Below are 25,249 nucleotides of genomic sequence, written 5' to 3'. Positions count from 1 at the left end.
CGCGGCAGGAGCGCTCAGGTCCGCCCGAACACCCAGCGACCCGCCTCGCCCCGCGAGGGGTCCAGGCAGAAGTCCCGCACCACTTCCACGACCTCCACCACCGACACCGACCCGCTCCCGTCGTGGTCCACGGCGGCCAGCGCGACGGCGGACTCCTCGTCGGACAGCCCGCACGCGCGCAGCAGGCGGGTGAACTCGGCGGCGTCCGCGACACCGTCCCCGTCGGCGTCGACCAGCCGCACCACGGCCTCGGCCAGCGGCCGGACGTCCCGGTCGAACCCGTCGTCGAGTGCCGCCCCGTCCAGCAGGCGCAGGTACTCGGCCTGGCTGACGGCGCCGTCGGCGTCCAGGTCCGACCGGCGCGCGACCGCCCGCCACAGCTCGCGGTAGTGGTGGCGGACCGCGAGCGCGGTCGGCGACCCCGGCGCCTCGCCGAAGGCCTGGACCAGGCGCAGCGCGAACACCTCGAAGTCGTCCTCGGTGAGCCGCCCGTCCCCGTCGGCGTCGAGCGCGCCGAACCTCGTCACGCCCGGCCCCGCCGGGCGCGCGCTCGCGGCCAGGGTGCCGCTCCACGCGACCACCTGCTCGTGACCCGCCGCGAGCACGTCGGCGTGCGTCGCCCCGCCGTGCCGGTCGAAGCGCACCGCCGTGCCGGTGCGGCGCAGGTCCGCGACGAAGCTTTCCACCACCTCGACCGGCACGACCTCGTCGGAGTCGCCCGCCGTGATGTACACCGGCCGGTCCATCCTGGTGACCGGGACGCGGCAGGCGTGCAGCACCGGGTCGATGCCCGGCCGCGCGCGGATCCCGGTGATCCCGGTGGCGTCGTTGGTCTGCCGGTCGATGGCGCGGAACATGTCCACCAGCGTCGCCGTGGAGGCCACGTCGACGAGCGCGCCGCCCGCGTCGGTGAGGAAGGGCCGCGGGTCGAAGTCCGGGTGCGAGGCGCGCAGGCCCGCGAGCAGGAACGGCAGCAGCACGGACACCCGGCGGCCACCGTCACCGGTCAGGACGTCGACCAGCAGCGGTAGGTGCACCGGGGGAGCCAGCGCGACCGTGCCGAGGAAGTCGAGTTCGGGCGCGTAGTGGTGGGCCACCAGCCCGACGAACAGCGCCGCGTGCGCCCCCTGGGAGAACCCCGCCACGAGCCAGGACCCGCTGACGTCGGGGTGGAGGCCCCGCGCCGCGCGGACGACGTCGATCACGTCGTCCGCGACCGCCTCGCCGTTGAAGTACGGGTGGGGGCCTGAGGTGGCCAGCCCCTCGTAGTCGGTCGCCGCGACGACGTAGCCTGCCGCCAGCCACCGCGCCACGTGGTCGCGTTCCAGCCTGCTCAGCCCCGTTCGCGACGGCGCGCAGTGGTCCGCGAGCCCGGTGGTGCCGTGGGCGAAGCTCACCACCGGCCAGCCGCCCGCGGGCGGCGCTCCGACGGGGAGGAACACCGATCCGCTGACCTCCCGGCTCGCCCCGTCGTAGCCGACGCCCTGGTACACCACCCGGACCGCGTCGGCGGCGTGCGATGGCCGGAACGCTGCGGGCAGGGCGTCGTGGGCCAGGAGCGTGCCCGCCGTCGGGGGTGGGGCCACCGGGTCCTCCTCGTTCGACGGTGCTCTGCGGCGAGGAATGTAACCGGACCAGGCACCCGTTCGGTGGTCGTTCACCCGGTGGTGTCACCCGCGCCGCACCGTCCTCAGTGGACGGGTCGAGTCGTCTCACATGGGCCTACCAGCCGTTCGTCGCTTGTCGGCCGACCGGGCGGCACGCCATGATCACGGGCGCCGACGACCTGGTGGAAGGAAGACCTCCATGCCGCTCCCCGAACCCCGGCCGCACCGTCCTCGGTGGAGGCTCGCGGCCTCGCTCGTCCTGTCGGCGGTCCTGGTCGGGGCAGGCGCCACGGGCACCGCGGGCGCCGAGCCGGACCGGGAGCCGATCAAGGTCATGGTGGTGGGCGACTCGATGTCGCACGGCGCCGAAGGCGACTGGACCTGGCGCTACCGGCTGTGGGAGTGGTTCAGGGGTGAGGACGTGGCCGTCGACTTCGTCGGCCCGTACACCGGCACCCAGGACGCCGCCGTCGCCGCGCCCCCGGCCGTGCCGCCCCTCCAGGGCGAGCAGCCACCTCCACCCGGCCCGCCGCGCACCTCCGGCGCGTACGCCGCGGGGACGGAGCCGTTCGACAGCGACCACTTCGCCGTGTGGGGTCGCCAAGCGGCCCAGGACAAGTCCCTGATCCGCGAGCAGGTCGCGCTGCACCAACCCGACTACCTGCTGGTGGGCCTCGGGTTCAACGACCTCGGCTGGTTCGTCAGCGGACCGGAGGGCACCCTCGACAGCATGCGGACGCTGGTCGAGCAGGCCCGCGCCGCCAAGCCGGACATCAGGTTCGCCCTGGCCAACGTGCCGCAGCGCACCAGGATGGACGGTCGCGAGGACCTGCCCCGCAACACCGACGCCTACAACGGGATGCTGGCCGCCGCGATCCCGTCCTGGAGCACCCCGGCCTCCCCGGTGGCGCTGGTCGACTGGCGCGGCAACTACGCCTGCGAACTCGACGGCTGCCCGGACGGCTACGACGGCCTGCACCCCAACGCGACCGGCGAGTACAAGATCGCCCAGGCCTTCGAGCGCACCCTGCACGACAGCTACGGCCTCGGGTCCTCGGTGCCCGCCCTGCCCGGCACGATCCCGGCCCGGCCCACCCCGGTCCCGGCCGACGTCGTCGCCGCGGCGAGTCCCGGTGGTGTCACGGTCACCTGGGACGCCGTCTTCGGCGCCTACGGCTACACCGTGCGGAGCAGGCTCAAGGGCGCCACGGCGTGGGCCGAGTCGAGGGCGGCGGCGAACCGCCACGACACCACGTGGACCGTGGACGGCCAGGAGTGGGAGTACCAGGTCCGCACCGAGAACGGCGACCAGGTCAGGTCCGACTGGTCCCCGGTCGTCAGCGCCGTCGCCCACCCGGAGACCGCTCGCGGGCCGGAGGACATCGTCACCCGCGCCACGGCGACGGGCGTCGACGTCGAGTGGACCGAGCCGACCGGCGAGCACACGTCGACGATCGACCGGTACCAGATCATCACCCTGGACAAGGACACGCCCGGCGCGTGGATCGGCGGCACGGCGGTCAAGGGCACGTCGGCGCACCTCGACGGGCTGGTGCCCGGCCACCGCTACAGCGTGGCGGTGGCGACGTGGAACGCCGCGGGCGGTGGCATCCCGGCGGGGGCCCGCCCCGTCACGGTCGGCGCCGGGACGCCGCCGCCACCGACGGACCTCCAGGTGACGTCCACCGACGCCACCACGGTCCGGCTGGCGTGGACCGGATCGAGTGGAGCGGCCGGGTACCGCGTGTGGGTGCGGAACACCACCGGTGGTGGTCCGTCCACAGTGGATGGTGGCGTGGTGGAGGGCACCAGCCACGGGGTGGCCTACCTGTTCCCCGGCACCTGGAACTACGAGTTCTGCGTGACGGCGGTCAACGGCGCCGCCGAGTCGGAGAGGTCCAGGTGCGTCGTCGCGCCCCGACCCGAAAGCCGGGGCCACGTCCCGGTTACCGGCTCGAAGGTGGGGTAGGGCGGTAGGAGCACCCCTGGTGCGTCAGCCGAGGCCCGCGGCGAGCCTGGCGTTCACCGCCGCGCCGGTCACCGTGCTCCCGACGCCGCTGAAGAAGATCGTCGGCGACGTGCAGTGGCCGTCCACCTCGTAGCCCCCGGACACCCGGTCGACGAAGGTGTGCGTGCACGCCCTGTTCGGGGCCGACGTCTCCAGCAGCCGGGCCTCGGCGGCGGCGTCGGAGAGGGTGGTGCCGTACGCGGTGATGAAGTTGGTCGGCGAGCTACAGGTCATCCTCAGCGAGTACCCGCCGGTGTCCACCCGGCTCGACGTCCCGCTGCACGTCGGGCCGACGGTGACCTGGAACTGCCGCAGCAGCAGCGCTTCCCGGTTGGCGTCGGTCGAGTCGTTTCCGTAGCCGTCGATGAACGCGGTCGGCCCGCTGCACACGACGCGGACCACGACCCCACCGGGTGTGGACGACGGTGTCCTGGTGCTGCACGACCCCGCCGCCGTCGCCTGCCCCGCCGTGAACACCGACCCGCTCAGAGCCAGCACCGCGCCCAGCACGACCCCTGCCCGCATGATGATCCTCCCGTCCGACTGGCACCACTGTGGCATCGACCGGCACCCGCCGACAGCGGCGGTCGACCCAACACCGGCTCGTCGGAACGCAGTCCGACGACCGCGCGTTCGGCTCAGGCGCGTGGTGGAAAAGGGGAAGCCCCGCCGTCGGCGCTCCTGGCAGGGTGGCGGGCGTGACGCGAACCTTCGTGCCAGGTCTCGAACTGGCGGCCCTGTTCCACACCGAGGTGGTCGCCCCGATCGTGGAGGGGGTGCCGCACTCGGCGGCGTTGATCGGCTGGGGTTCGGAGGTGCAGGGCTTCGACACCGCGCGCTCCACCGACCACGCCTGGGGGCCGCGCCTCCAGCTCTTCCTCGGGGGTGAGGACTCCGCCGCCCGTGCGGCCGACCTGGACGCGCTGCTCGACCGCGAGCTGCCCGCGGAGTTCCGCGGCTACCCGGTCCGCTTCGCGTTCCCGTCGGACGCTCCCGCACGGCACTGGGTGCACGTCGTCGACCTGGACGACTACTTCACCTCGCAGCTCGGCGCTCACCCGGCGGCCCTCACGACCGCCGACTGGCTGGCCGTCCCGACGCAGGTGCTGCGCGAGCTGACCGGTGGCGCGGTCTTCCACGACGGGCTGGGGCGGCTGGAGTCCCACCGGGAGCGGCTCGCCTGGTACCCGGACGACGTGTGGCGCCACGTCCTGGCCTGCCAGTGGAAACGACTGTCCCAGGAGGAGCCGTTCGTCGGGCGCTGCGGCGAGGTCGGCGACGACCTCGGCTCCGCGGTGGTCGCCGCCCGGCAGGTCCGCGACCTGATGAGGCTGTGCCTGCTGGTGAACCGGGTGTACCCGCCGTACGGCAAGTGGCTGGGCACCGCCTTCGCCGCACTGCCCTGCGCCCCGGCGCTGACCGGGCACCTGTCGGCCGCGCTGTCCGCGCGGAGCTGGCAGGACCGCGAGCGGCACCTCTCACCCGCCTACGAGGTCGTCGCCGGACTGCACAACGACCTCGGCCTGACCGAGCCGCTCGACCCGCGGGTCCGCTACTTCCACGACCGGCCGTTCCTGGTCCTCGACGCCCACCGCTTCACCGACGCGCTGGTCGCGACGATCGCCGACCCGGCGCTCCGTGCGCTGCCCCCGGTCGGCGCGATCGACCAGTACGTCGACAGCACCGACCTCACCGACCGGGCGTTCCTCGACCGGCGGCGCCGCTACGTCGCCGGTCCCGGACTCGACGGCCTGGGGTGAAAAGGACGTGCGGCGGACTGATCGCGGTCGTTACGGTCGGGTCGTGGACGACGACGGGTACTTCGGGGAGAGCGTGGCGGCGCGGTACGACGAGTCGTCGGCCGCGGAGTTCGAGCCCGGTGTGGTGGACCCGGCGGTCGCCGTCCTGGCAGGTCTGGCGGGTGCCGGGCGGGCGCTGGAACTGGGTGTCGGCACCGGGCGCCTCGCGCTCCCGCTGGCCCGGCGCGGTGTCCCCGTCCACGGTGTCGAGCTGTCCCGCGCGATGGTCGCCCGGCTGCGCGCCAAACCCGGCGGCGCCGAGATCGGGGTGACGATCGGCGACTTCTCGACGACCAGGGTGGACGGGACGTTCTCGGTCGCGTACCTGGTCTTCAACACGATCATGAACCTGACGACGCAGGCCGCGCAGGTCGACTGCTTCCGCACCGTCGCGGCCCACCTTGAGCCGGGCGGCTGCTTCGTCGTCGAGGTGCTGGTCCCCGAGCTGCGCAGGCTGCCGCCGGGTCAGAACGTCGTGCCGTTCCACGTCAGCCCGACGGGGTGGGCGTTCGACGTCTACGACGTGGCCACCCAGGCGACCAACTCCAACTACGTCGAGGTGGTCGACGGCCGCGGCGAGTACCGCTCCATCCCGTTCCGGTACGTGTGGCCGTCGGAGCTCGACCTGATGGCCCAGCTCGCCGGGCTGCGGCCGCGCGAGCGCTGGGAGGACTGGACGGGCAGGCCGTTCACCAGCGAGAGCCGCGGTCACGTGTCGATCTGGGAGAAACCCCTCACCTGACCGAGGGGGTCACTCGCGGCGGATCGAGTACGCCCGCGGGTACTTCCGGCCGGGGGTCGGCGTTGGTGAGCCGGTGAAGGACACCGGGGTGCCGTTGGGGAGCGGAGTGTGGTCCTCGGGCAGGTCGTCGCGCGAGACGAACCACGAGCCGCCGCGGGTGTCGGTGATGAACCCGTGGGACTGCCCGGCCCGCCAGCCGCTCACGGTGCCGCGCCGCCTGCCCCGCGGCGCGCCGACGGGGGAGGCCACGGCCTCCGTGGACCGCACGAACGGGTGCCGCAACGGGTAGTCGCGGCGGTCGGTCGGGGCGAACAGCGCGTCGAAGGAGGGCGTGGCCGTCGCCGCCGCGCGCAGCGGGGCCGCCGTGCGCGGGGTCCAGGCGGGCGGCGGTGAACCGGGGGAGGACTGGACGTCAACGACCGGCACGACCACCCGCACGCCGCGATCGGCGAGCCTCGAGGCCAGCGGGGAGAAGTCGGCGTCCCCGGTGATCAGCACGACCCACTGGAGCGGCACGGAGGTGGCGCGGTCCCACGCCTCCAGTGCGAAGTGGACGTCGACGCCCTTCTCCTTGCCGCCGTGCAGCGGGAGGTCGTGACGGGTGATCCCGGCCGCCGTCAGGACGTGGTCGAAGGACGCGGCGGGTGTCTGGATGCGACCGCGCACGTAGTGCGCCTCGTGCAGCACGCAGTCGTCGAGCGGCCGGCCGGTCTCCGCGTGGACGTACCAGCGCAGCGCGTCGTGGAAGCCGTCGAGCGAGATCCTCGCCGCCCGCTGGTGCGCGGTGGCGTAGAAGTCGCTCAGGTAGGCGAACCAGGTGCCGTCGTAGAACACCCCGATGCGCGCGATCCGACCCACCGGACGGACTTTACCCCGCACCCGGTCGCGGGCTCCGGGGCCATGGCCACCGCCCGACGGGCCTTTACCCCCGTCCGCGGCTGCTCTAGTCTCACTGTGACTAGTGGAGGTGCTGCCGTGACCCTCGCCGACCACGCGCCGATCGGTTCGGTCGTGCACGACGGTGACCGGGTCCTGTGCCACCTGTGCGGCCACTGGTTCAGGTCCGTCCTGGCGCACCTGCGCGCCCACGGCGTGGACGAGCCCGCCTACCGCCGCGAGTTCGGCCTGGAGCGGAACGCTCCGCTGGAGGGCGAGACGACCCGGCGCCTGCGGGCCGACTCCCTGCGCAGGCGGCGGGCGAGCGATCCCGTCGTGCGGGCGTGGTGCGAGGAGGGGCAGGAGCGAGCGCGGTCGGGCGCGCTGACCGAGGCCGCCGCGAGGGCCGCCCGCGGGCGGCGGCACCCCGAGCAGCGCCGCGCCAAGACGTTGCGCGCCCTGGCCGCGATCTCGCCGGAAGCGCGCAACGCGGCCATCCGGCGCCGCGCGTTCGACCGGCTGCGCATGGCCGCGGCCGAGGTGGCGGCCGAACTCGGGTTCCCGGACATCGGCGCGCTGGTCACCGACCGCGTGCTCGCGGGGCGCAGCCTGGCCGCGATCAGCCGCGAAGCGGGGCTGCACAAGGACTGGCTGTCCCGCCACCTCGCCACCGTCGCCCCCGACACCGCCGTCGCCATCGCGTCACGGGCGCGGGTCCTGCGCCTCGACGCGCCGTGGCTGCCGGTCCTCGCCGACCTGGGCTTCGCCACCGTGCCCGAGTACCTGCGCGACCGACACCTGGGGCGGGCGCGGTCGGTGCAGGCCATCGCCGCCGAGACGGGGCTGAGCCGCACCTCCGTGCGGACCGCGCTGACCCGGCACGGCCTCACCCCCGTCTCGCACGCGGCGGCGCGCCGCGGGTTGCGGGACCGGGCGGACGCCGTGGCCACCCGGTTCGGCTTCGCGGACGTGACCGAGTACCTCGCCGACCGCCGCGCGGCCGGTCTGAGCTGGAAGGCCATCGCCGCCGAGTGCGGTCAGTCGCAGTCCTGGGTCCGCAGGCGGGCCGGGCTGATCCGCTGACGGTCGCCCGCCAGGTCGTCGACGAACCGCAGCGCGGCGGTCGCGTTGGTGTGGCGCCACGACAGCAGCACCGCGTCGAACCCCTCACCCCGGTCGGTCTCGATGGCCGCCACGACCCGTCGCAGCACGACGCGCTGCTCCCGCAGCAGGTCACGGGGATCGAGGCCGCGGCGGTGCAGGAGCGCCAGCTTGACCAGCAGGTGCGACCGGAGCAACCGGACGTGCTCGGCAGGCTGCCCCAGCCACTCGTCGACCGCCGCGTGCCCGGCCGGGGTGAGGGCGTAGACGGTCCGCTGCGGTCCGGGCCCGGACTCCTGGGTCGTGGGGGCGATCAGCGACGCGTCCTCCAGTCGCCCCAACGCCCGGTAGACCATCGGCCGCGGCACCGACCACACCCTGCCGACCGCGCCGCCTGCCGCGGTGAGCGCCGCGATGGCGAACCCGTGCCTCGGCTGCTCCCTCAGCAGCGCGAGCACGGTCCACTCCGGCAACGCCAGCTCCATGTGCGGAGCCTAGTGCGGCGACCGTTCGCCTCCGGGCATTTTCGGGTCCGGCCGCTCGCGAGGCACCGCGTCCTCGCCGGTGGTTGCGGCAAGTCCGCGCAAGAAACTTGGCTAGTTGTGCAAATAGGAAGCTAAAATACGAAACTTCCTTACAGCTTCTTGTGGGTAGTCGAACCGCATCCTAAGGTCGTCTCACCCTGTCGCCGGACGGTCCGTCCCCGAGAAGCTGAAGAAATGAGTCCCTGATGTCACGGAGCACCAGTGGAGTTGCTGCGAGGCGTTCCCACGGGCGGTCGCGGTGGTTCGCGGTCGCGGCGGCGGTGGTGGTCACCGCGAGCCTCTGCCCGGTCGGCACCGCGGTCGCGGCGGCCGGTCCGGTCGTCACGCGCGCCGCCCTGGCGCCGACCCTGGTCGAGGGCCGGGGCGCGAAGGTGGGTTTCGTCGAGCAGGAGGCGGAGAACGCCGCGACGAACGGCACCGTCATCGGTCCCGACCGGACGGCGTACACGCTGCCCGCGGAGGCGTCCGGTCGCCAGGCGGTCAGGCTGGCGCCGGGGCAGCACGTGGAGTTCACGTTGCCCGGCCGGGCCAACGCCATCACCGTCCGGTACAGCATCCCGGACGCGCCGAACGGCGGTGGCATCACCGCGCCGCTCGACGTGTCGGTGAACGGGCGGCACGACAAGACCGCGACCCTCACGTCGCAGTACTCGTGGCTGTACAACCAGTACCCGTTCTCCAACGACCCGAACGCGGGCCTGCTGCACCCGGACTGGTGGATCACCGAGTGCTCCTGCGTCCCCTCGCAGACGACGCCCGCCCCGGTGATCACGACCCCGTTCCGCCCCACCCACTTCTACGACGAACTGCGGGTCAAGCTGGACCGGACCTACGCCGCGGGTGCCAAGGTGCGGCTCACCGCACCGACCGGGACGGCTGCCGCGTGGACGGTGATCGATCTGCTGGACTCCGAACTCGTCGGCCTGCCGCACGTCGACCTCAGGGCCGTGAACGTGCTGCTGTTCGGCGCCGACCCGACCGGCCGCCGCGACTCGGCGAACGCCTTCGACGCGGCTATCGCCGTCGCGAAGCGCTTGCACCGCAAGGTTTACCTGCCGCCGGGCACGTTCCAGGTGAACCGCCACATCATCGTGGACGACGTGACGATCGAGGGCGCGGGCAACTGGCACACGGTGGTCAAGGGCCGTGAGGTCGCGCTGAGCACGCCCGCTCCCGACGGGTCGGTGCACACCGGGGTCGGCTTCTACGGCAAGGACGCCTCCGCAGGCGGCAGCAGGAACGTGCACCTGTCCGGGTTCGCGATCGAGGGCGACGTGCGCGAGCGCGTCGACACCGACCAGGTCAACGGCGTCGGGGGAGCGATGAGCGACTCGACGATCCGCGGCCTGCACATCCGGCACACCAAGGTGGGTCTGTGGTTCGACGGTCCGATGACCAACGTCCGGGTCAGCGACAACATCATCGTCGACCAGGTCGCCGACGGCCTCAACTTCCACACCGGCGTGACGAAGTCGTTGGTGTCGAACAACTTCGTCCGCAACTCGGGTGACGACGGCCTGGCGATGTGGTCGGAGAGGACGCAGAACTCCGGCAACACCTTCGACCGCAACACCGTGCAGACGCCGACCCTCGCCAACGGCATCGCCCTCTACGGCGGCACGGACACCACCGTCTCGAACAACCTGGTCGCCGACCCGGTCCGCGAGGGCAGCGGCATCCACGTCGGGTCGCGCTTCGGCGCCGAGCCGTTCACCGGCTACGTGCGGATCACCGACAACACCACGGTCCGCGCGGGCACGTTCGAGCTGAACTGGAAGATCGGCCTCGGCGCGATCTGGCTCTACGCGCTGGACCAGGACATCAACGCCGACGTCCAGGTCGTCGGCGACCACTTCCTCGACAACACCTACAACGCGGTCATGCTGGTCACCGACTTCCCGGTGAAGGACCGGTACTCGATCACCGGTGTCCACTTCGAGGACATCAGGGTCGACGGGACCGGCACGTCGGTCGTCAGCGCCCGCGCGGCCGGGTCCGCGTCCTTCGAGAACGTGGACGCCCGCAACGTCGGCGCGGTCGGCGTGAACAACTGCGGGTCGTTCAACTTCACCCCGGCCGGCTCGGAGTTCTCGCTCGCGGACCGCGGCGGCAACGACGGCGGCTGGCTCGCGCCGTGGCAACTGCCGAACACCATCACCTGCGACGACCGGCCGCCCGTCGTCCCACCGCCCGCGCCGTCCGCGTGGTGACGCTCGGGTAGGCGGAGGGGGCCGGGCGACCGGCCCCCTCTTCGGGTGTGGGCGGTCCGGGTCCACGTAGGGTCGCCGACCATGGACAGGATCGCGGGATCGTTGTACGGGTTGGCCTTCGGGGACGCGCTCGGCAAGCCGACGGAGTTCCTCGGCGTGACCGAGATCGACGCGCGGTTCGGGCCGACCGGACCGTCCGACCTGGACGGTGATCCGGCGTTGGTCACCGACGACACGCAGATGGCGCTCGCGGTCGCCTGGGCGCTGCACGGGGTCGACCGGTACACCGCCGAGGCGTTGGAGCCGCGGTTGCGGGAGCGGTTCGTGGCGTGGGCGCGCAGCCCGGAGAACAACCGCGCGCCGGGGATGACGTGCCTGCGCGCGGTCGGTGGGCTCGCGGAGGGGCTGCCGTGGGTCGACGCGACCGTCACGGGGTCCAAGGGGTGCGGCGCGAACATGCGCGTCACCCCGGTCGGCCTGGTGCCGGGGCTCGACCTCGACGTGCTCGCCGGGGTGTCCCAGCTCCAGGCCGCGATGACCCACGGTCACCCCACGGCGCTGGTGGCGTCCGAGCTCACCGCGTACGCCACGCGGCTGCTGGTCGACGGCCTCGCCCTCGCCGACGTGCCCGCCGCGCTGCTCCGGCGCTGCGCCGAGCGGCGCACGGTCTACCTGGAGGACTGGCTGGGGACGCTGTGGGAGGTGCCGGGGGCGACCACGTCCGCCGACTTCATCGCCCGCGGCTGGGACGAGTGCGCCGCGGCCCTGGAGACGCTGGTCGCCGCGCTGGGCGAGCCGGACGACGGTGAGGACGCGTGCCTCGCCACCGGCGCGGCCTGGATCGCGGAGGAGGCGCTGGCGACCGGCCTCTACTGCGCCCTCCGGCACGCCGACGACCCGGTCGCCGCCGTGGTGCGGGCCGCCCGCACCAGCGGCGACTCCGACTCGATCGCCGCGCTGGCCGGGGCGTTCGTCGGCGCCGCGCACGGTCTGGCCGCCTGGCCGCAGGACTGGGTGGCCCGCATCGAGTACGCGGACCAACTGGCCGCGCTTACGTCCGGGGTGTGAGTTCAGCGGCTGGGGGTCCAGACGCGCGGAGCCACCTAGACGACGCTGCACCTTGATGATTAATCTTAGATTTTACTAGTCAACAAAGTGACCATGGAGGGCTGATGCACCCGTTCCGGAAAGCCGTGGAGGTAGGCGACCTCGACGCCCTGGAGGCGCTGCTGGCCGACGACGTCGTGTTCACCAGCCCGGTGGCGTTCGCGCCGTACCCCGGCAAGCCGATCACCGCCGCGATCCTGCGCGGGGTCTTCCGGGTCTTCACCGACTTCCGCTACGTGCGGGAGATCGGCGCTCCGGACAGCCAGGACCACGCGCTGGTGTTCACCGCCCGCGTCGGCGACAAGGAGATCAACGGCTGCGACTTCCTGCACGTGAACGAGGACGGGCTGATCGACTCCCTGACCGTCATGGTCCGCCCCCTCTCCGCCGCCGTCGCCCTGTCCGAGGCCATGGGCGCCCAGTTCGGCCGGATCGCCGAGGAGGCCGCGCGGGCCTGAGCCGGGGCTACCGGCCCAGCCCGAACCCGCTGCGGTGGAACACCAGCGGCCGTGACCCCTCCGCGTGCGCCACGGCGTGCAGCCGGAGCAGGACGATGGTGTGGTCACCCGCCTCGACGTGGCGGTCGATCGTGGTGTCGAACCAGGCGATCCCGTCCGCGAGGGTGACCGCGCCACCGTCGCCGAACGTCACGTCCAGCCCGTCGAACCGCGCGTCGGCCGGGCCCGCGAGCTGCCGGGCGACCAGGTCGTGGTGGTCGGCCAGGACGGTCACGCCCAGGTGGTCGGCGCGGCGCAGCGCGGGCCACGTCCTGGAGGCGGTGGCGATCGAGAACGACACCAGCGGCGGGTCCAGCGACACCGAGGTGAACGAACTGGCCGCCAGGCCGACGACCCGGTCGTCGACCCGCGCGGCGACGGCGACGACCCCGCTCGGGAACGCGCCGAAGGCCGCGCGCAGCCGAACGGGGTCCAGTCCGCCCGGAGAGGCGCGGACGGCGTCGCCGCGCGGTTCCCCCGAGCCGGGGAGATCGGTGCGAAGGCCCATCGGAACTCCAATCGGTGGGTACCCCGGCCTCCCGGCCGACGGCGGGACCGGCCCGTCCACCTTCGCCCGCGGCCCTCCCGCGCGTCCAAGCGCCTTTCGCGATCACTTCCCATGCGGGCGCGTGATGGGTTGGCAAGGGCGGGCGGGGTGTTCCCACATGCCGGTCGGGGGTCTCGAACGCTGCTCCGATCGGCTCTAATCGGCGCATGACGACCTCGCTGGACCTCGAACACCTGCGCACGCTGATCGCGATCGCCGAGTGCGGTGGGTTCGGCAAGGCCGCCGCGGTGCGCCACATCAGCCAGCCCGCGTTGAGCCAGCACGTCCGGCTCCTCGAACGCGGCCTCAAGCGCAAGCTCTTCGAGCGGGACGGGCGCACCATGCGCTTCACCCACGAGGGCGAGCGGGTCCTGGCCGAGGCGCGGCGGATCATCGAGGTCCACGACGCGTCGCTGCACCGGCTGGAGGCGGAGCGCGACCGGACCATCGTCGTCGGCTCCACGGAGCACAGCGCCCAGCAGATCCTGCCGGAGATGATCCGGGCGCTCCAGGCCGCGTTCCCCGACTGCGCCACCCGCTTCGAGATCGGCCGGTCGACCCAGCTCGCGGAGGCCGTCGGCAAGGGCGCGGTCGACTTCGCGTTCGTCCTCGACCCCGGCGGGCAGGGCGCCGGGCACGTCGTCGGACGGCTCCCGCTGGTCTGGTACACCGCACGGGGGTGGAGGCCGCGCGACCCCGGCGAGACGTGGCCGCTGATCGCGTTCGAGGAGCCGTGCGGGCTCCGGGAGCGGGCGCTGTCGGTCCTCACCGGCGAGGGGCACCGGGTCGAGGTCACCGCGCAGTCCACGACGCTGGAGGGTGTCCTCGCCGGGGTCCGGGCCGGTCTCGGCGTCGCGCTGCTGCCGAGCGCGGGTGGTCGGCCGTCGGGGCTGACGGTCTGCGGCGACCTGCCCGACGCGGGGACGACGCACCTGCGGATGGTCGCCCGCCGCGGCCTGGCGGCCGAGGTGGAGCGGACCGCGCTGTCGGCGGGGGTCGAGTTCTTCGCGCAGCGCCCCCACCTCCAGCTCGTGCCGCCCGCGGGCACCGCCGCGCAGGGGGCGTGACCCCGTCCATAACGCGGACCTATGGGAATCCATCGCGCACTTGTCTTGGACGCCCGTCCGGGTGCCGACCTACGTTCGGTGCGTGACCAGCGCACCCGCATTCGGCCAGCAGATCCCCGAGTCCGCCTCTCAGGAGGTCGAGTTCATCAGCCTGTCGCACCTGAACCCGTCGACGGAGCTGAACCCGATCCCGACCCGCGGCATCGACCTGGAGTACTTCCGCACCTACGTCCGCTCGCTCGAAGAGGGCGGCTACGACTACACGCTGCTGCCCTACGGCTCCGGCACCGCCGACTCGTTCGTCCTCGCCTCGGCCGTCGGCCAGCTCACCGAGCGGATCAAACCCATCGTCGCGCTCCGCCCCAACACGACGTTCCCGCTGGTCGGCGCCCAGAAGCTCGCCACGCTGGACCAGCTCACCGAGGGCAGGGCGGTGGTCCACCTCATCTCCGGCGGCAGCGTCGCCGAGCAGGCCCGCCAGGGCGACTACCTGCCCAAGGACCGCCGCTACTCCCGCACCTCGGAGTACATCGACCTGCTGCGGCGCGCGTGGACCGAGCCCGCGCCCTTCAGCCACGACGGCGAGTTCTACCGGTTCGACGAGTTCGGCCCCGGCTTCGCGCCCTACGACTCGCCGATCCCGATCTCCATCGGCGGCCAGTCGGACGAGGCCTTCCAGGTGGGTGGCGAGAAGGCCGACATCTTCAGCTTCTGGGGCGAGCCGCTGGACGACCTGCGCGGCGAGATCGAGCGCGTGCGGGCCATCGCCCGTGCCTCCGGCCGCACGACTCTGCCCCGCATCTGGGTGACGTTCCGGCCCATCGTCGCGAAGACCGACGAGCTGGCCTGGCAGAAGGCGCACGAGTACGTCGCCAAGATCGCCGACACCTACAGCAGGCTCGCCTACGGCAAGCAGGCCCTCCAGCAGAAGGGCGTGCCGCAGAACGTGGGCTCGCAGCGGGCACTGTCGTTCGCGGAGAAGGCCGACCTCTACGACCGGGCGCTGTGGACCCGGACGGCCGCCGTCACCAACGCGGGCGGCGCGTCGACGGCACTGGTCGGCTCGGCGGAGACCGTGGCCGCCGCGATCCTCGACTACGTCGACGCGGGCGCGGACCTGGTGAGCATCCGCGGCTACGACACGCTCGCCGACGCCGTGGACTACGGGAAGCACGTGCTCCCCCTGGTGCGCCAGGAGATCGCCCACCGGAAGGCGACCGGCAGGCGCGGCACGCTCCAGGCCGAGCACCTGGGCAACTACGCGGAGGACTACCGGCGGTACGCGACGGCGGGCCGGGCGTGACGACCACCGAGGTGCACGCGCTGCCCGTTCCCGACCTGTCCGACGAGGCGCTCGCGGCCGTCACGGCGGAGGTCGCCGAGACGGCGGCGGAGTACGACCACAGCGGAGCCGTGCCGGTGCGGGGCCTGGAGGTCGCGCACCGCGCGGGCCTGCTCACCGCCACCGTCGGACAGCGGTACGGCGGCCCCGGACTGGGCGCCCGCGAGACGGCCCGCGTCCTGACCGCACTGGGCGAGGGCGATCCGTCCGTCGCGCTGATCGTGGCGAACACGCTGATGGCGCACGCCTCCCAGGCCGCGAACGTGCACTGGCCGACCGCGCTCTACGACGACGTGCTCGCCCGCTCGGTGCGCGGGCCCGCCCCGGTCAACGCGATCCGCGCCGAACCGGAACTCGGCGCCCCGGCTCGCGGCGGCCTGCCGAAGACGACCGCCCGACGCACGTCGTCCGGCTGGATCCTCAACGGCCACAAGGCTTACGCGACCGGCGGCGCGGCGCTGGCCTACCACGTGGTGTGGGCGGTGGCCGACGAGCCGGACGGCGACCCGGACGCCCCGCGCGTCGGCCACGTGATCGTCGCCGGGGACCTGCCCGGCATCACCTGGGTCGACACCTGGGACCACCTCGGTCTGCGAGCCTCCAACACGCACGACGTCGTCTACTCCGACGTCGAGCTGCCCGCGGACGCGTTCATCGAGATCCCCCGTGGAGCGGACGGCGTCTACCGCGACCCGGCGGCCGCGGCGGGACCGGGCAGCTTCGGCCACCCGGCGCTCTACCTCGGCGTCGCCAAGGCCGCCAGGCGGGCGTTCGCCGACTTCGCCCGGTCACGGGTGCCCGCCGCGCTCGGCCGACCCATCGCCACGACCGAACGGATCCAGGCGGTCGCGGGTGAGATCGACCTCCAGATCGCCCAGGCGGAAACCCTGCTGCACGGCGCTTTGCTGCGCCTCGAAGCCGGCGACACGACGATCACCCCCCACCTGTCGGTGCTCAAGGTGGCCATCGCCCGCGCGGTCGTGGCGGCCGTGCAGACGGCGGTCGCCGCACTCGGCAACCCCGCCCTGTCCCGCCGCAACTCCCTCGAACGCCACCTGCGCGACGTCCTGTGCGTCCGCGTCCACCCACCCCAGGAGGACACGGCGTTGGTCGCGGCGGGGAAGCGAGTTCTCAAGTGATCACCGGTGGTTCATAGGCCAGAACCGGCGGCACCACCCCGTCGTACCGGCTGATCGCCACCAGCACGTGCGCGCCGCTCGTGGCCTGCGTCAACGTCGACGTGCCCACGTCGCGGGTGAGCACGTTCACGTTCCCGTTCACGCAGTCCGCGACCTCCGGCGCACTCGGGTCGAACCACGCCCCGGTGTGCATCTGCGCCACACCGGGCACCAGCGCGTCCGTCACGACCACCCCGGCCAGCAGGCTCCCCTGAGCACTGCGCACCAGCGCCACGTCCCCGTCGACCAGCCCACGGGCGGCGGCGTCGGCGGGGTTCAGACGCACCGGCTCCCGCCCGGCGACCTTGGTCGACCGGCTCGCGGCCCCCATGTCCAACTGGCTGTGCAGCCGGTGCGAGGGTTGGTTGCACAGCAGGTGCAGGTCGAACTCCGCGGCCTGCGGGGAGCCCCACCACTGCGTCGGCTCCCGCCACTCGGCGTGCCCGGCGACGTCGGGCAGCCCGAACTCCGCCAGCGTCGCCGAGAACAGTTCGATCCGCCCGCTCGGCGTCCCCAACGGCTGACCAGCGCGGAAATCGGCGAACACCGTGTCCCGATAGGGGTTCTGGGGCAGCGGAACGCCCCCGTCGCGCCAGAACTCCTCGAACGGCGGCGCGGGCGGCGACCCCGGCGCGGCCCGCCACTCCTCGTAGATCCGCTCCAACCACTGCCGCGAGTCCAACCCCTCGGCGAAGTCCGCCCCCAGCCGCCGGGCTAGCTCCGTGTAGATCCACAGCTCCTCCCGCGCCTCACCACGAGGTGGCACGGCGCGGGGTGACGCCCGCAGCCTGCTGTCCCCCGCTCCCGCGGCCACGTCGTCGCGCTCCAGCGTGCTCGCGACGGGCAGGACCACGTCCGCGTGCCGAGCGGTCGGCGTCCAGTGCGTCTCGTGCACCACAAACGTGTCCAGTGTGGACAGTGCCCGCCGAAGTCGGCGGAGGTCCTGGTGGTGGTGGAACGGGTTCCCGCCCGCCCAGTAGGCGAGCTTCGTCTCCGGGAGCCGCAGCGTCCCGCCGTTGTAGGGGATCTCCGAGCCGGGCAGCAGGAGCAGGTCGCTGATCCGCGCGCACGGGATGAAGTCCGCCACGGCGTTGCGCCCCTGGGGGAACGTCGGCAGCGGAGCCCCCGCGACCCCCACCCCGTAGTCGCCCATCGACCCGAAGCCGTGGACGAACCCGCCGCCGGGCAGGCCGATCTGCCCGAGGAACGCCGCCAGGGTCAACCCGGCGAAGATCGGCTGTTCGCCGCGTTCGCCGCGCTGCAACGAGTACACGACGTTGACCAGCGTGCGCCCGGCCGCCATCCGGTGGGCGAGCGAGCGGATCACCGCGGCGGGCGTCCGGCTGATCGCCGAGGCCCACTCCGGTGTCTTCGGCACGCCGTCCGCCTCGCCGAGCACGTACCGGCGGACCTCGTCGGCCCCCACGGTGTGGGCGGCGAGGAACGCGTCGTCGGCGAGGCCGTCGACGACCAGCACGTGGATCAGCGCGAGCATGACCGCGGTGTCGGTCCCCGGCATGACGCCCACCCACTCGGCGCCGAGTTCGGCGAACGCGTCGTCGCGCTGCGCGGACAGGGCCACGACCTCCGTGGTGCGGCCCGCCGCCCGGACGAGGTCGGACCCGACGTGCCGGGCGTGCCCGCCGGGCACCACCCAGGTGTTCGACCGCCGCACGCCGCCGAACGTGACGAGCAGGTCGGTGTGCTCGGCGACATCTGCCCACGAGGCGGGCTTGTACCGCAGGTCGAGCGCCGCCCGCGCGCCGACGAGGTGGGGGAGCAGCATCGCGCTGGAGCCGCGGCTGTAGTCGTTGACCGAGCGGGTGTAGCCGCCGATCGTGTTGAGGAACCGGTGGAGCTGGCTCTGCGCGTGGTGCAGCCTGCCCGCGCTGCCCCAGCCGTACGAGCCGCCGAAGATCGCCTGGTTGCCGAACGTGGACCTGACCCGGTCTAGCTCACCGGCCAGCAGGTCGAGCGCGGTGTCCCACCCGACCTCGACGTAAGCGTCCTCGGGATCGCCGCGATCGGTGTCCGGGCCGGGGCCGCGTTCCAGCCAGCGGCGGCGCACGGTGGGCCGCGCCACGCGGGAACGGTGGCGGTGGGCGTCGGCGACGTTGCCGATGGCGGGTGCCGCGTCGGGGTCGTCGGGCCGCGCGCGGGCGGCGACGACGTCGCGGCCGTCGGCGGACACCTCGACCAGGTAGGTCCCCCAGTGGGCGCTGGTCTCCTGCTTCCGGCTCACCACGACGATGCTAGCCACCCGCCGTCCGGATCAGCGGTGGGCGTCGATCAGAGTCCTCGATGGATTCCGATCCCCATTTCGTCTTGGACCCCGCGAGGTGCCCGCTCCTAGATTTCGGGGAAGCCCGCCCCACATCGTCCCGAGGAGAAAGCCCCGTGAAGACCTCCCGCGCGGCACGCCGCGTCCGACCCCCCGGCCGCACACTGCGGATGATCGTTGGCCTCGCCACCGTCGTCGCCCTGGCCGCCTGTGGGCCCGGCGTCGCGGCGAACACGGGAGGATCGGGCGAACCGAGGTCCGGTGGGGACATCACGTTCCTGATCGACTCGCTCGGCGACACCTGGATCCCCAACAACAGCGCCATCTCCAGCTTCCAGGGCCACATCTGGGGCCACCTCACCGACAAGCTCGTCTACGTCGACGAGAAGGGCGAGGTGAGCCCCTGGATCGCGGAGAGCTGGGAGCAGAACACCACCGCGACGGAGTTCACGCTGCACCTGCGCAAGGGCGTCACGTTCTCCGACAAGACACCGGTGGACGCCGCCGCGGTCCTGGCGAACCTCGACATCTGGGCCAAGGGCGACGCGACCAGGGGCATCAACCCGATCGGCCTGTTCCCGAAGACCTACGACCACGCCGAGGTCGTGGACCCGGCCACGGTCAAGGTGTTCTTCAAGGCGCCGACGCTGGGCTTCATCCCCACCCTGGGCTACCACGGCTCGATCCTGGTCTCACCGAAGACCATCGCGCTGCCCGCCGCGCAGCAGGCCGACCTCGCGAACGACCTGGGCAGCGGCCCGTTCGTCCTCTCCTCGTGGAAGGAGGGCGACAGCGTCGTCCTCAAGAAGCGCGAGGACTACAACTGGGCCCCCGCCGCGCTCAAGCACCAGGGAGCGGCCTACCTGGACTCGATCACCTACAAGCTGGTCGCCCAACCCTCGGTGCGCACCTCCGCCGTCCAGTCGGGACAGGCCGACGTGGCCTACAACCCGTCCCCGCAGGAGCTGAAGTCGTTCTCCGACCAGGGTTTCACCACCGCGACCCCGCGCTACCTCGGGTTCGTCAACGGGTTCGCCGTCAACACCAGGATCGCGCCGTTCGACGACGTCAAGGTCCGGCAGGCGCTCCAGCACGGCATCGACCGCAAGGAGATCATCTCCACGGTCTACACCGAGGACTGGCTCGCCCCGCAGTCCCTGTTCCAGAGCAACGTTCCCGGCGCCACCGACCACAGCGCCGACTTCGCGTTCGACGCGGCCAAGTCCGACGGCCTGCTCGACGAGGCGGGCTGGGTCAAGGGTGCCGACGGCGTCCGCGCCAAGGACGGCAAGCCGCTGGAGCTGATGCTCTACGCGAACCCCTACCTGGCGACGTCCAAGTCGGTCGACGAGCTGATCGCCCAGCAGCTCGGCAAGATCGGCTTCAAGGTGAACATCCAGGCGTTCGACGTCGTGACCTACGGCGAGCGCGTCAAGATCGGCAGCCCGAGCGTGGCCGCGTACGAGGTCACCAGGAGCTTCATCGACGCGGGCATCGTCGCCGGGGTCCTGACCGACGCCAACAAGGGCGAGAACTGGTTCGGGCTCGGCCAGACCGACCAGAAGCTCGTCCAGCTCGCCTCCTCGGTGGCGAGCGCCGAGAGCGTCGACGCCCGCGCCCCGCTGCTCGACGAACTCCAGGGCCACGTGCTCCAGCAGGGCTACTTCGTCCCGCTCACGCAGATCGTGCAGCGGATCTACCTCCAGTCGCCGAAGCTCCAGGGCGTCAGCTACAACGGCATCGCGTACGCCAACTACTACGCCGCCTGGCTCGGCTGAGGGCGGGCGGCGCCGTGAACCGCGACTACGCGAGGTACGCGCTGAGGCGCGTCCTCCAGGCCATCGTCGTGATCCTGCTGGCGTACGTGTTCACGTTCGTCGTGATCAGCGTGCTGCCCGGCGACCCCGTGACGAACACGCTGCGCAACCCGCAGAACGGGTTCACCGAGGAGGAGATCGCCCGGATCGTCTCCTACTACGGGCTGGACCGCCCGGTGTACGAGCAGTTGTGGGACTCGCTGTCCCGGCTGCTGGTGGGGGACCTGGGCATCTCCCTCCGGTCGGGGCTGCCGGTGGGCAGGCTGATCGGCGACGTGCTCGGGTCGACGCTCCTGCTCGCCGGGTCGGCGCTGGTGGTGGCGCTGGTGCTGGCGTTCGCCATCGGCTTCGGCACCCGCTACCTGCCGAAGCGCTACGGGCAGGGCCTGCTCAGGGCGTTCCCGTCGCTGTTCCTGTCGGTGCCGAACTTCGTGATCGGCCTGGTGCTGATCAACGTCTTCGCGTTCCAGCTCGGGCTGTTCCGGGTGATCGACTCCGAGGGCGGCCTGGCGACGTTCTTCGCCGCCATCGCCCTCGGCATCCCGGTGTCCGCCCAGGTCGCCGAGGTGCTCATCGCCAACCTCGACCACGAGGCCGGACAGGAGTACGCGTCGGTCGCCCGGTCCCGCGGGCTCGGCCAGACCGGGCTGTTCCTGCGGCACCTGCTCAAGCCGTCGGCGCTGCCGGTCGTCACCGTCGTCGCGCTGACCGTCGGGGAACTGCTCGGCGGGGCCGTCATCACCGAGCAGATCTTCGGGCGCACCGGCATCGGCAGCCTGGTGGAGCGGTCCGTGACGACGCAGGACCTCCCGGTGCTGCAAGCCGTCGTGACGCTCGCGGCGGTGATCTTCGTCGTGGTGAACCTGGTCGCCGACCTCGCCTACCCGCTGCTCGACCCGCGGGTGCGGCTCGGCGGCGCCAAGCCCCGTGACAAGGCGGAGGTGGCCCGATGAGCGTCTCCGCCCTCTCCCGCGCCCGGCCGGTGATCCGTCGAGGCCAGGCCTCGCGGTTCCCGCCCACGGTCGTCGCCTCGTTCGCCGTCTTGGCGCTCGTGCTGCTGTGGTCGCTCGTCCCGACCCTGTTCACCGGCCAGGACCCGGCTCGCGGCGTCCCGGCGGACAAGTTCCTCGGGCCGAGCACCGCCCACTGGTTCGGCACCGACCACCTGGGCCGCGACCTGTTCGCCCGCGTCGTCCACGGCACCGCGTCCTCGGTGACCAGCGCGCTGGTCGCGGTGGGCATCGGGGTGCTGGTCGGCGGGCTGATCGGGCTCATCGCGGGGTTCGTCGGGGGCTGGGTCGACGCCGTGCTCGCGCGGCTGGTCGACGTGCTCCTGGCGATCCCGTCGTTCCTGCTCGCGGTCGTGGTCGTCAGCTCGCTCGGCTTCGAGACGATCAACGCCGCCATCGCCACCGGCGTCTCGGCGGTGGGGGTCTTCGCCAGGGTCATGAGGTCGGAGGTGCTCAAGACCCGCCGCGCGGTGTTCGTGGAGGCGTCCTACCTCCAGGGCGGGTCGCGGTGGCACATCCTCGTGCGGCACGTGCTGCCCAACGCGTCCCGCTCGGTGCTGATGCTCGCGGTGCTCCAGTTCGGGCTGTCGATCCTGATCATCGCCGGGCTCGCGTTCCTCGGGTACGGCGACCCGCCGCCCGCGTCCGACTGGGGGCTGTTGATCTCGATCGGCAAGGACTACCCCCTGGCGCAGTGGCTGGTCTACGCCCCCGCGCTCGTCACGATCGCCACCGTCCTCTCCGTGAACAGGATCAGCCGATGGCTCCGCAAGACCGACTGACCCTCGACCGGGTCACCGCGCCCGCCGACGACGCCCTGCTGCGCGTCGAAGGGCTTTCCGTCTCCTACGGCGACAACCAGGTCGTCACCGACGTGAGCTTCGGCCTGCGGCGCGGCGGGAGCCTGGCGCTCATCGGCGAGTCCGGGTCCGGCAAGTCGACCATCGCCCGCGCGGTGCTCAGGCTGCTGCCGGAGGGGACGGGCCGGGCCAGGGGACTGGTGGAGTTCGACGGGCAGGACGTCCTGTCGCTGTCCGAGCGGCGCTTCCGGTCGTTGCGCGGCAGGCGGATCGGGTTCGTGCCGCAGGACCCCAGCACGTCGCTCAACCCGGTGCGCACGGTCGGTTCGCAGGCGCGCGAGGCCGCCGCGCTCCTCGACGAGCCCGGCGGGCACCGTGAGCTGGTGCTGGAGACGTTCGCCCAGGTGGGGCTCGACGATCCCCGCCGCGTCTACGACTCCTACCCGCACCAGCTCTCCGGCGGGATGCTCCAACGAGTCCTCATCGGACTCACGGTGCTGCCGCGACCCGCGCTGATCGTCGCCGACGAGCCGACGTCGGCGCTCGACGTGACCATCCAGAAGCGCATCCTCGACCTGCTCTCGGACCTGCGCCGCGACCTGGACATCAGCCTGCTGCTGATCACCCACGACCTGGCCATCGCCGCGGAGCGGGCCGACACCCTGGTCGTCCTCAAGGACGGTGTGGTGCAGGAGTCCGGCGGCACGGCGTCCGTGTTCTCCTCGCCGTCGTCGGAGTACGCCCGCAAGCTGCACGCCGACGTCCCCGCGCTCAACCCCGACCGCTACCGGCACCTGCGAGAACGCCCGGCGGGCGGAACGGGCGAGCGGCCCAAGATCGAGGTCGGCGGCGTGACGAAGTCGTTCACCGTCGACGGCCGCGCGCTGGTCGCCGTGGACGACGTGTCGTTCACCGTCGAGGCGGGCACCACCCACGCGCTCGTCGGCGAGTCCGGCTCGGGGAAGACGACCACCATCCGCCTGCTGCTCGGCCTGGAGGAGCCCGACCGCGGCACCATCACCGTGGCGGGCGAGGAGGTGACCGGGCGGTCGCACGCGGAGCTGCGCTCGATCCGCAGGCACCTGCAACTGGTGTACCAGAACCCCTTCACCTCCCTCGATCCCACGTGGACGGTCAAGCGCCTGGTGGGGGAGTCGCTCGACCGCTTCCGCGTCGGGACCCGCCGGGAGCGGGCGGACCGCGTGCGCGAGGCGCTCGACTCCGTGGGGCTGGGTGAGAACCTGCTGTCCCGCAAGCCGGGCGCCCTCTCGGGTGGGCAGCGGCAGCGGGTCGCGCTGGCCCGGTCGCTGGTGCTTCGCCCGGACGTGATCGTGCTCGACGAGCCGACGTCGGCGCTGGACGTGAGCGTCCAGGCGGGCATCGTCGAGGTGCTGCTGTCGTTGCAGGCCGAACTCGGCCTGACCTACGTGTTCGTCTCGCACGACCTGGCGCTGGTGCGCCAGCTCGCGCACACCGTCTCGGTGATGCACCGGGGCCGGATCGTGGAGAGCGGCGCGGTCGCGACCGTGTTCGACGACCCGCGCCGCCCCTACACCCGCGCGCTCGTCGACTCGATCCCCGTCGGGGCCGGGACCGTCTCAGGAGGAGTCTCTTGACCGCCGCCCAGTCCGAGGCCCGCCCGGCGCCGACCTTCCGCCCGAAGCTCCGGCTCGGGTTCAACACCAGGGTGTCGTTCACCGACGACGGTGGTCCCGAGCAGGGGCTGCGCGACGGCCTGCGGTTGTTCAGGTCGGCCGAGGAACTGGGCTACCAGTCGGGGTGGGTCTACCAGCGGCACTTCGACCACTACCTCTCCTCGCCGCTCCCGTTCCTCGCGGCGGCGGGCCAGCACACCGACCGCATCGCGCTGGGCACCGCCGTCCTCCCGATGCGCTACCAGGACCCGGTCCTGCTGGCCGAGGCGGCGGGCACCACCGACCTGCTGGTCGGCGGCCATCGCCTCGAACTGGCCGTCGCCACCGGTGCCAACGCCGCGTTCGACGCGGTCTTCGGCGCCGTGGACACCGACGCGCGCACCGAAGCCGAACGCAGGCAACGGGTCTTCCTGGCGGCCGTCGGCGGCGAGGTGCTCCACACCGTCGACGGTCCCGGCCAGGGCGCCCCGGTCGGCACCGAGCTGAAGGTCACCCCGCACAGCCCCGGCTTGAGGTCACGGGTCCGCCAGGGCGCGGCCAGCTTGAACTCCGCGCTGCGGGCCGCCGAACTGGGCATCGGCCTCATCACCGGGACCGTGCTGCACGACCTCGCCGAGGGCGAGACGTTCGGCGAGTACCAGGCCCGCCTCATCGACGCCTACCGCACGGCGTGGCGCGAGAAGCACCGCACCGAGCCACCTCCGGTCGCCGTGGCCGCGTCGATCCTGCCCGGTCCGACCGCCGAGCTGCGGGACACCTACGCCGCCTACGACCGGCAGCGCCGCACGGAGGGCATGCACGCCTCCCGCCCGCAGGGAGCGCTCGACCCGGTCGTCACGGGCACCCTCCCGCCCGGACTCCGCGTCAGCCCGGTCTTCCACGGCACCCCCGACGAGGTCGCCGAGTCGGTGCGGGCGGACCCCGGCATCGCCGCGGCCGACGAGGTGGTCCTCTTCCTGCCACCCGCGTTCGGCCTGGAGGCCAACGACCGGCTGCTCACCGACCTCGCCGCGACGGCGCCGTCGGCGCTCGACTGGACGGCGGCGACCTGAGGCCGTCG

21 protein-coding genes are annotated in these 25,249 nt (G+C 72.7%); 15 read left to right on the top strand and 6 right to left on the bottom strand.

The features are described from left to right. Positions 1 to 14: 14 nt before the first annotated feature. A complete protein-coding gene (locus NZH93_RS01515) occupies positions 15 to 1,586 on the bottom strand; it encodes a lipase family protein (RefSeq protein ID WP_259621033.1) in 1,572 nt (523 codons plus the stop codon). Positions 1,587 to 1,806: 220 nt separating this feature from the next. Between NZH93_RS01515 and NZH93_RS01510 the strand changes: the two genes are divergently transcribed. Further along, a complete protein-coding gene (locus tag NZH93_RS01510; protein ID WP_259621032.1) occupies positions 1,807 to 3,576 on the top strand; it encodes a fibronectin type III domain-containing protein in 1,770 nt (589 codons plus the stop codon). A gap of 24 nt (positions 3,577 to 3,600) precedes the next feature. Here the strand turns inward: NZH93_RS01510 and NZH93_RS01505 are convergent, their stop codons facing one another. Next, positions 3,601 to 4,140 carry a hypothetical protein gene (locus NZH93_RS01505; protein WP_259621031.1) on the bottom strand — a complete coding sequence of 180 codons (540 nt, stop codon included), beginning with the start codon at positions 4,138 to 4,140 and terminating at the stop codon, positions 3,601 to 3,603. A 173-nt stretch (positions 4,141 to 4,313) separates the two neighbouring features. Between NZH93_RS01505 and NZH93_RS01500 the strand changes: the two genes are divergently transcribed. Then, a complete protein-coding gene (locus tag NZH93_RS01500; protein ID WP_259621030.1) occupies positions 4,314 to 5,375 on the top strand; it encodes a DUF4037 domain-containing protein in 1,062 nt (353 codons plus the stop codon). A gap of 43 nt (positions 5,376 to 5,418) precedes the next feature. Further along, positions 5,419 to 6,156 (top strand): class I SAM-dependent DNA methyltransferase, encoded by a 738-nt coding sequence (locus NZH93_RS01495; protein ID WP_259621029.1) that lies wholly within the window; start codon positions 5,419 to 5,421, stop codon positions 6,154 to 6,156. A 9-nt stretch (positions 6,157 to 6,165) separates the two neighbouring features. On the opposite strand, the gene NZH93_RS01490 is transcribed toward NZH93_RS01495, so the two are convergent. After that, entirely contained in the window at positions 6,166 to 7,014 is an 849-nt protein-coding gene (locus NZH93_RS01490) for an NYN domain-containing protein (protein WP_259621028.1), read from the bottom strand. A gap of 117 nt (positions 7,015 to 7,131) precedes the next feature. On the opposite strand from NZH93_RS01490, the gene NZH93_RS01485 reads away from it, so the two are divergent. Then, positions 7,132 to 8,115 (top strand): MucR family transcriptional regulator, encoded by a 984-nt coding sequence (locus tag NZH93_RS01485; protein ID WP_259621027.1) that lies wholly within the window; start codon positions 7,132 to 7,134, stop codon positions 8,113 to 8,115. On the opposite strand, the gene NZH93_RS01480 is transcribed toward NZH93_RS01485, so the two are convergent. After that, positions 8,070 to 8,618, bottom strand: a complete 549-nt coding sequence (locus tag NZH93_RS01480; protein WP_259621026.1) for a PadR family transcriptional regulator — start codon at positions 8,616 to 8,618, stop codon at positions 8,070 to 8,072. The genes NZH93_RS01485 and NZH93_RS01480 overlap by 46 nt on opposite strands. A gap of 245 nt (positions 8,619 to 8,863) precedes the next feature. On the opposite strand from NZH93_RS01480, the gene NZH93_RS01475 reads away from it, so the two are divergent. The 3 genes from NZH93_RS01475 (at position 8,864) to NZH93_RS01465 (ending at position 12,453) form a co-directional block, all read left to right on the top strand. After that, positions 8,864 to 10,888, top strand: coding sequence for a glycosyl hydrolase family 28-related protein (locus NZH93_RS01475; RefSeq protein ID WP_259621025.1), 2,025 nt, complete (start codon positions 8,864 to 8,866; stop codon positions 10,886 to 10,888). A gap of 81 nt (positions 10,889 to 10,969) precedes the next feature. Continuing rightward, a complete protein-coding gene (locus tag NZH93_RS01470) occupies positions 10,970 to 11,956 on the top strand; it encodes an ADP-ribosylglycohydrolase family protein (protein ID WP_259621024.1) in 987 nt (328 codons plus the stop codon). A 104-nt stretch (positions 11,957 to 12,060) separates the two neighbouring features. After that, on the top strand, positions 12,061 to 12,453 hold the full coding sequence (locus NZH93_RS01465) for a nuclear transport factor 2 family protein (RefSeq protein ID WP_259621023.1): 393 nt from the start codon (positions 12,061 to 12,063) through the stop codon (positions 12,451 to 12,453). Positions 12,454 to 12,460: 7 nt separating this feature from the next. On the opposite strand, the gene NZH93_RS01460 is transcribed toward NZH93_RS01465, so the two are convergent. Next, entirely contained in the window at positions 12,461 to 13,000 is a 540-nt protein-coding gene (locus NZH93_RS01460) for a flavin reductase family protein (protein WP_259621022.1), read from the bottom strand. A gap of 206 nt (positions 13,001 to 13,206) precedes the next feature. Here NZH93_RS01460 and NZH93_RS01455 point away from each other — a divergent pair, with 206 nt between their 5' ends. The 3 genes from NZH93_RS01455 to NZH93_RS01445 all read left to right on the top strand — a co-directional run bounded on the left by NZH93_RS01455 (position 13,207) and on the right by NZH93_RS01445 (position 16,587). Beyond that, positions 13,207 to 14,106 (top strand): LysR family transcriptional regulator, encoded by a 900-nt coding sequence (locus NZH93_RS01455; protein ID WP_259621021.1) that lies wholly within the window; start codon positions 13,207 to 13,209, stop codon positions 14,104 to 14,106. An 82-nt stretch (positions 14,107 to 14,188) separates the two neighbouring features. Beyond that, a complete protein-coding gene (locus NZH93_RS01450) occupies positions 14,189 to 15,409 on the top strand; it encodes an LLM class flavin-dependent oxidoreductase (RefSeq protein WP_259621020.1) in 1,221 nt (406 codons plus the stop codon). After that, a complete protein-coding gene (locus tag NZH93_RS01445; protein WP_259621019.1) occupies positions 15,406 to 16,587 on the top strand; it encodes an acyl-CoA dehydrogenase family protein in 1,182 nt (393 codons plus the stop codon). Before NZH93_RS01450 ends, NZH93_RS01445 begins: the two co-directional genes overlap by 4 nt. Here NZH93_RS01445 and NZH93_RS50470 read toward each other — a convergent pair. Further along, positions 16,580 to 18,868 carry a molybdopterin-dependent oxidoreductase gene (locus NZH93_RS50470; protein WP_259621018.1) on the bottom strand — a complete coding sequence of 763 codons (2,289 nt, stop codon included), beginning with the start codon at positions 18,866 to 18,868 and terminating at the stop codon, positions 16,580 to 16,582. The two genes, NZH93_RS01445 and NZH93_RS50470, sit on opposite strands and share 8 nt — an antisense overlap. Before the next feature lie 155 nt (positions 18,869 to 19,023). Here NZH93_RS50470 and NZH93_RS01435 point away from each other — a divergent pair, with 155 nt between their 5' ends. The 5 genes from NZH93_RS01435 to NZH93_RS01415 are packed head-to-tail and all read left to right on the top strand — an operon-like array spanning position 19,024 to position 25,241. Further along, positions 19,024 to 20,685 carry an ABC transporter substrate-binding protein gene (locus NZH93_RS01435; RefSeq protein WP_259621017.1) on the top strand — a complete coding sequence of 554 codons (1,662 nt, stop codon included), beginning with the start codon at positions 19,024 to 19,026 and terminating at the stop codon, positions 20,683 to 20,685. 14 nt (positions 20,686 to 20,699) lie between these two features. Continuing rightward, positions 20,700 to 21,677, top strand: coding sequence for an ABC transporter permease (locus tag NZH93_RS01430; RefSeq protein WP_259621016.1), 978 nt, complete (start codon positions 20,700 to 20,702; stop codon positions 21,675 to 21,677). Then, positions 21,674 to 22,516 carry an ABC transporter permease gene (locus NZH93_RS01425; protein WP_259621015.1) on the top strand — a complete coding sequence of 281 codons (843 nt, stop codon included), beginning with the start codon at positions 21,674 to 21,676 and terminating at the stop codon, positions 22,514 to 22,516. Before NZH93_RS01430 ends, NZH93_RS01425 begins: the two co-directional genes overlap by 4 nt. Then, complete coding sequence (locus NZH93_RS01420; RefSeq protein ID WP_259621014.1) at positions 22,495 to 24,150, top strand: ABC transporter ATP-binding protein; 1,656 nt, start codon at positions 22,495 to 22,497, stop codon at positions 24,148 to 24,150. The genes NZH93_RS01425 and NZH93_RS01420 overlap by 22 nt, the downstream gene beginning before the upstream one ends. Next, a complete protein-coding gene (locus tag NZH93_RS01415) occupies positions 24,147 to 25,241 on the top strand; it encodes an LLM class flavin-dependent oxidoreductase (protein ID WP_259621013.1) in 1,095 nt (364 codons plus the stop codon). The genes NZH93_RS01420 and NZH93_RS01415 overlap by 4 nt, the downstream gene beginning before the upstream one ends. Positions 25,242 to 25,249: the final 8 nt, after the last annotated feature.

The sequence above is a fragment of the Umezawaea endophytica genome, assembly GCF_025061645.1.
Taxonomy (GTDB): Bacteria; Actinomycetota; Actinomycetes; order Mycobacteriales; family Pseudonocardiaceae; genus Umezawaea; species Umezawaea endophytica.
Note: the sequence above shows the minus strand (reverse complement) of the source record. Positions and strands in the feature narration are given on the sequence as shown.

Coding starts and splice junctions, on each gene's coding strand:
- NZH93_RS01455 (WP_259621021.1), top strand. CDS start 13,207: ATGACGACCTCGCTGGACCTCGAACACCTGCGCACGCTGATCGCGATC.
- NZH93_RS01470 (WP_259621024.1), top strand. CDS start 10,970: ATGGACAGGATCGCGGGATCGTTGTACGGGTTGGCCTTCGGGGACGCG.
- NZH93_RS01480 (WP_259621026.1), bottom strand. CDS start 8,618: ATGGAGCTGGCGTTGCCGGAGTGGACCGTGCTCGCGCTGCTGAGGGAG.
- NZH93_RS01475 (WP_259621025.1), top strand. CDS start 8,864: ATGTCACGGAGCACCAGTGGAGTTGCTGCGAGGCGTTCCCACGGGCGG.
- NZH93_RS01465 (WP_259621023.1), top strand. CDS start 12,061: ATGCACCCGTTCCGGAAAGCCGTGGAGGTAGGCGACCTCGACGCCCTG.
- NZH93_RS01460 (WP_259621022.1), bottom strand. CDS start 13,000: ATGGGCCTTCGCACCGATCTCCCCGGCTCGGGGGAACCGCGCGGCGAC.
- NZH93_RS01425 (WP_259621015.1), top strand. CDS start 21,674: ATGAGCGTCTCCGCCCTCTCCCGCGCCCGGCCGGTGATCCGTCGAGGC.
- NZH93_RS01505 (WP_259621031.1), bottom strand. CDS start 4,140: ATGCGGGCAGGGGTCGTGCTGGGCGCGGTGCTGGCTCTGAGCGGGTCG.
- NZH93_RS01420 (WP_259621014.1), top strand. CDS start 22,495: ATGGCTCCGCAAGACCGACTGACCCTCGACCGGGTCACCGCGCCCGCC.
- NZH93_RS01510 (WP_259621032.1), top strand. CDS start 1,807: ATGCCGCTCCCCGAACCCCGGCCGCACCGTCCTCGGTGGAGGCTCGCG.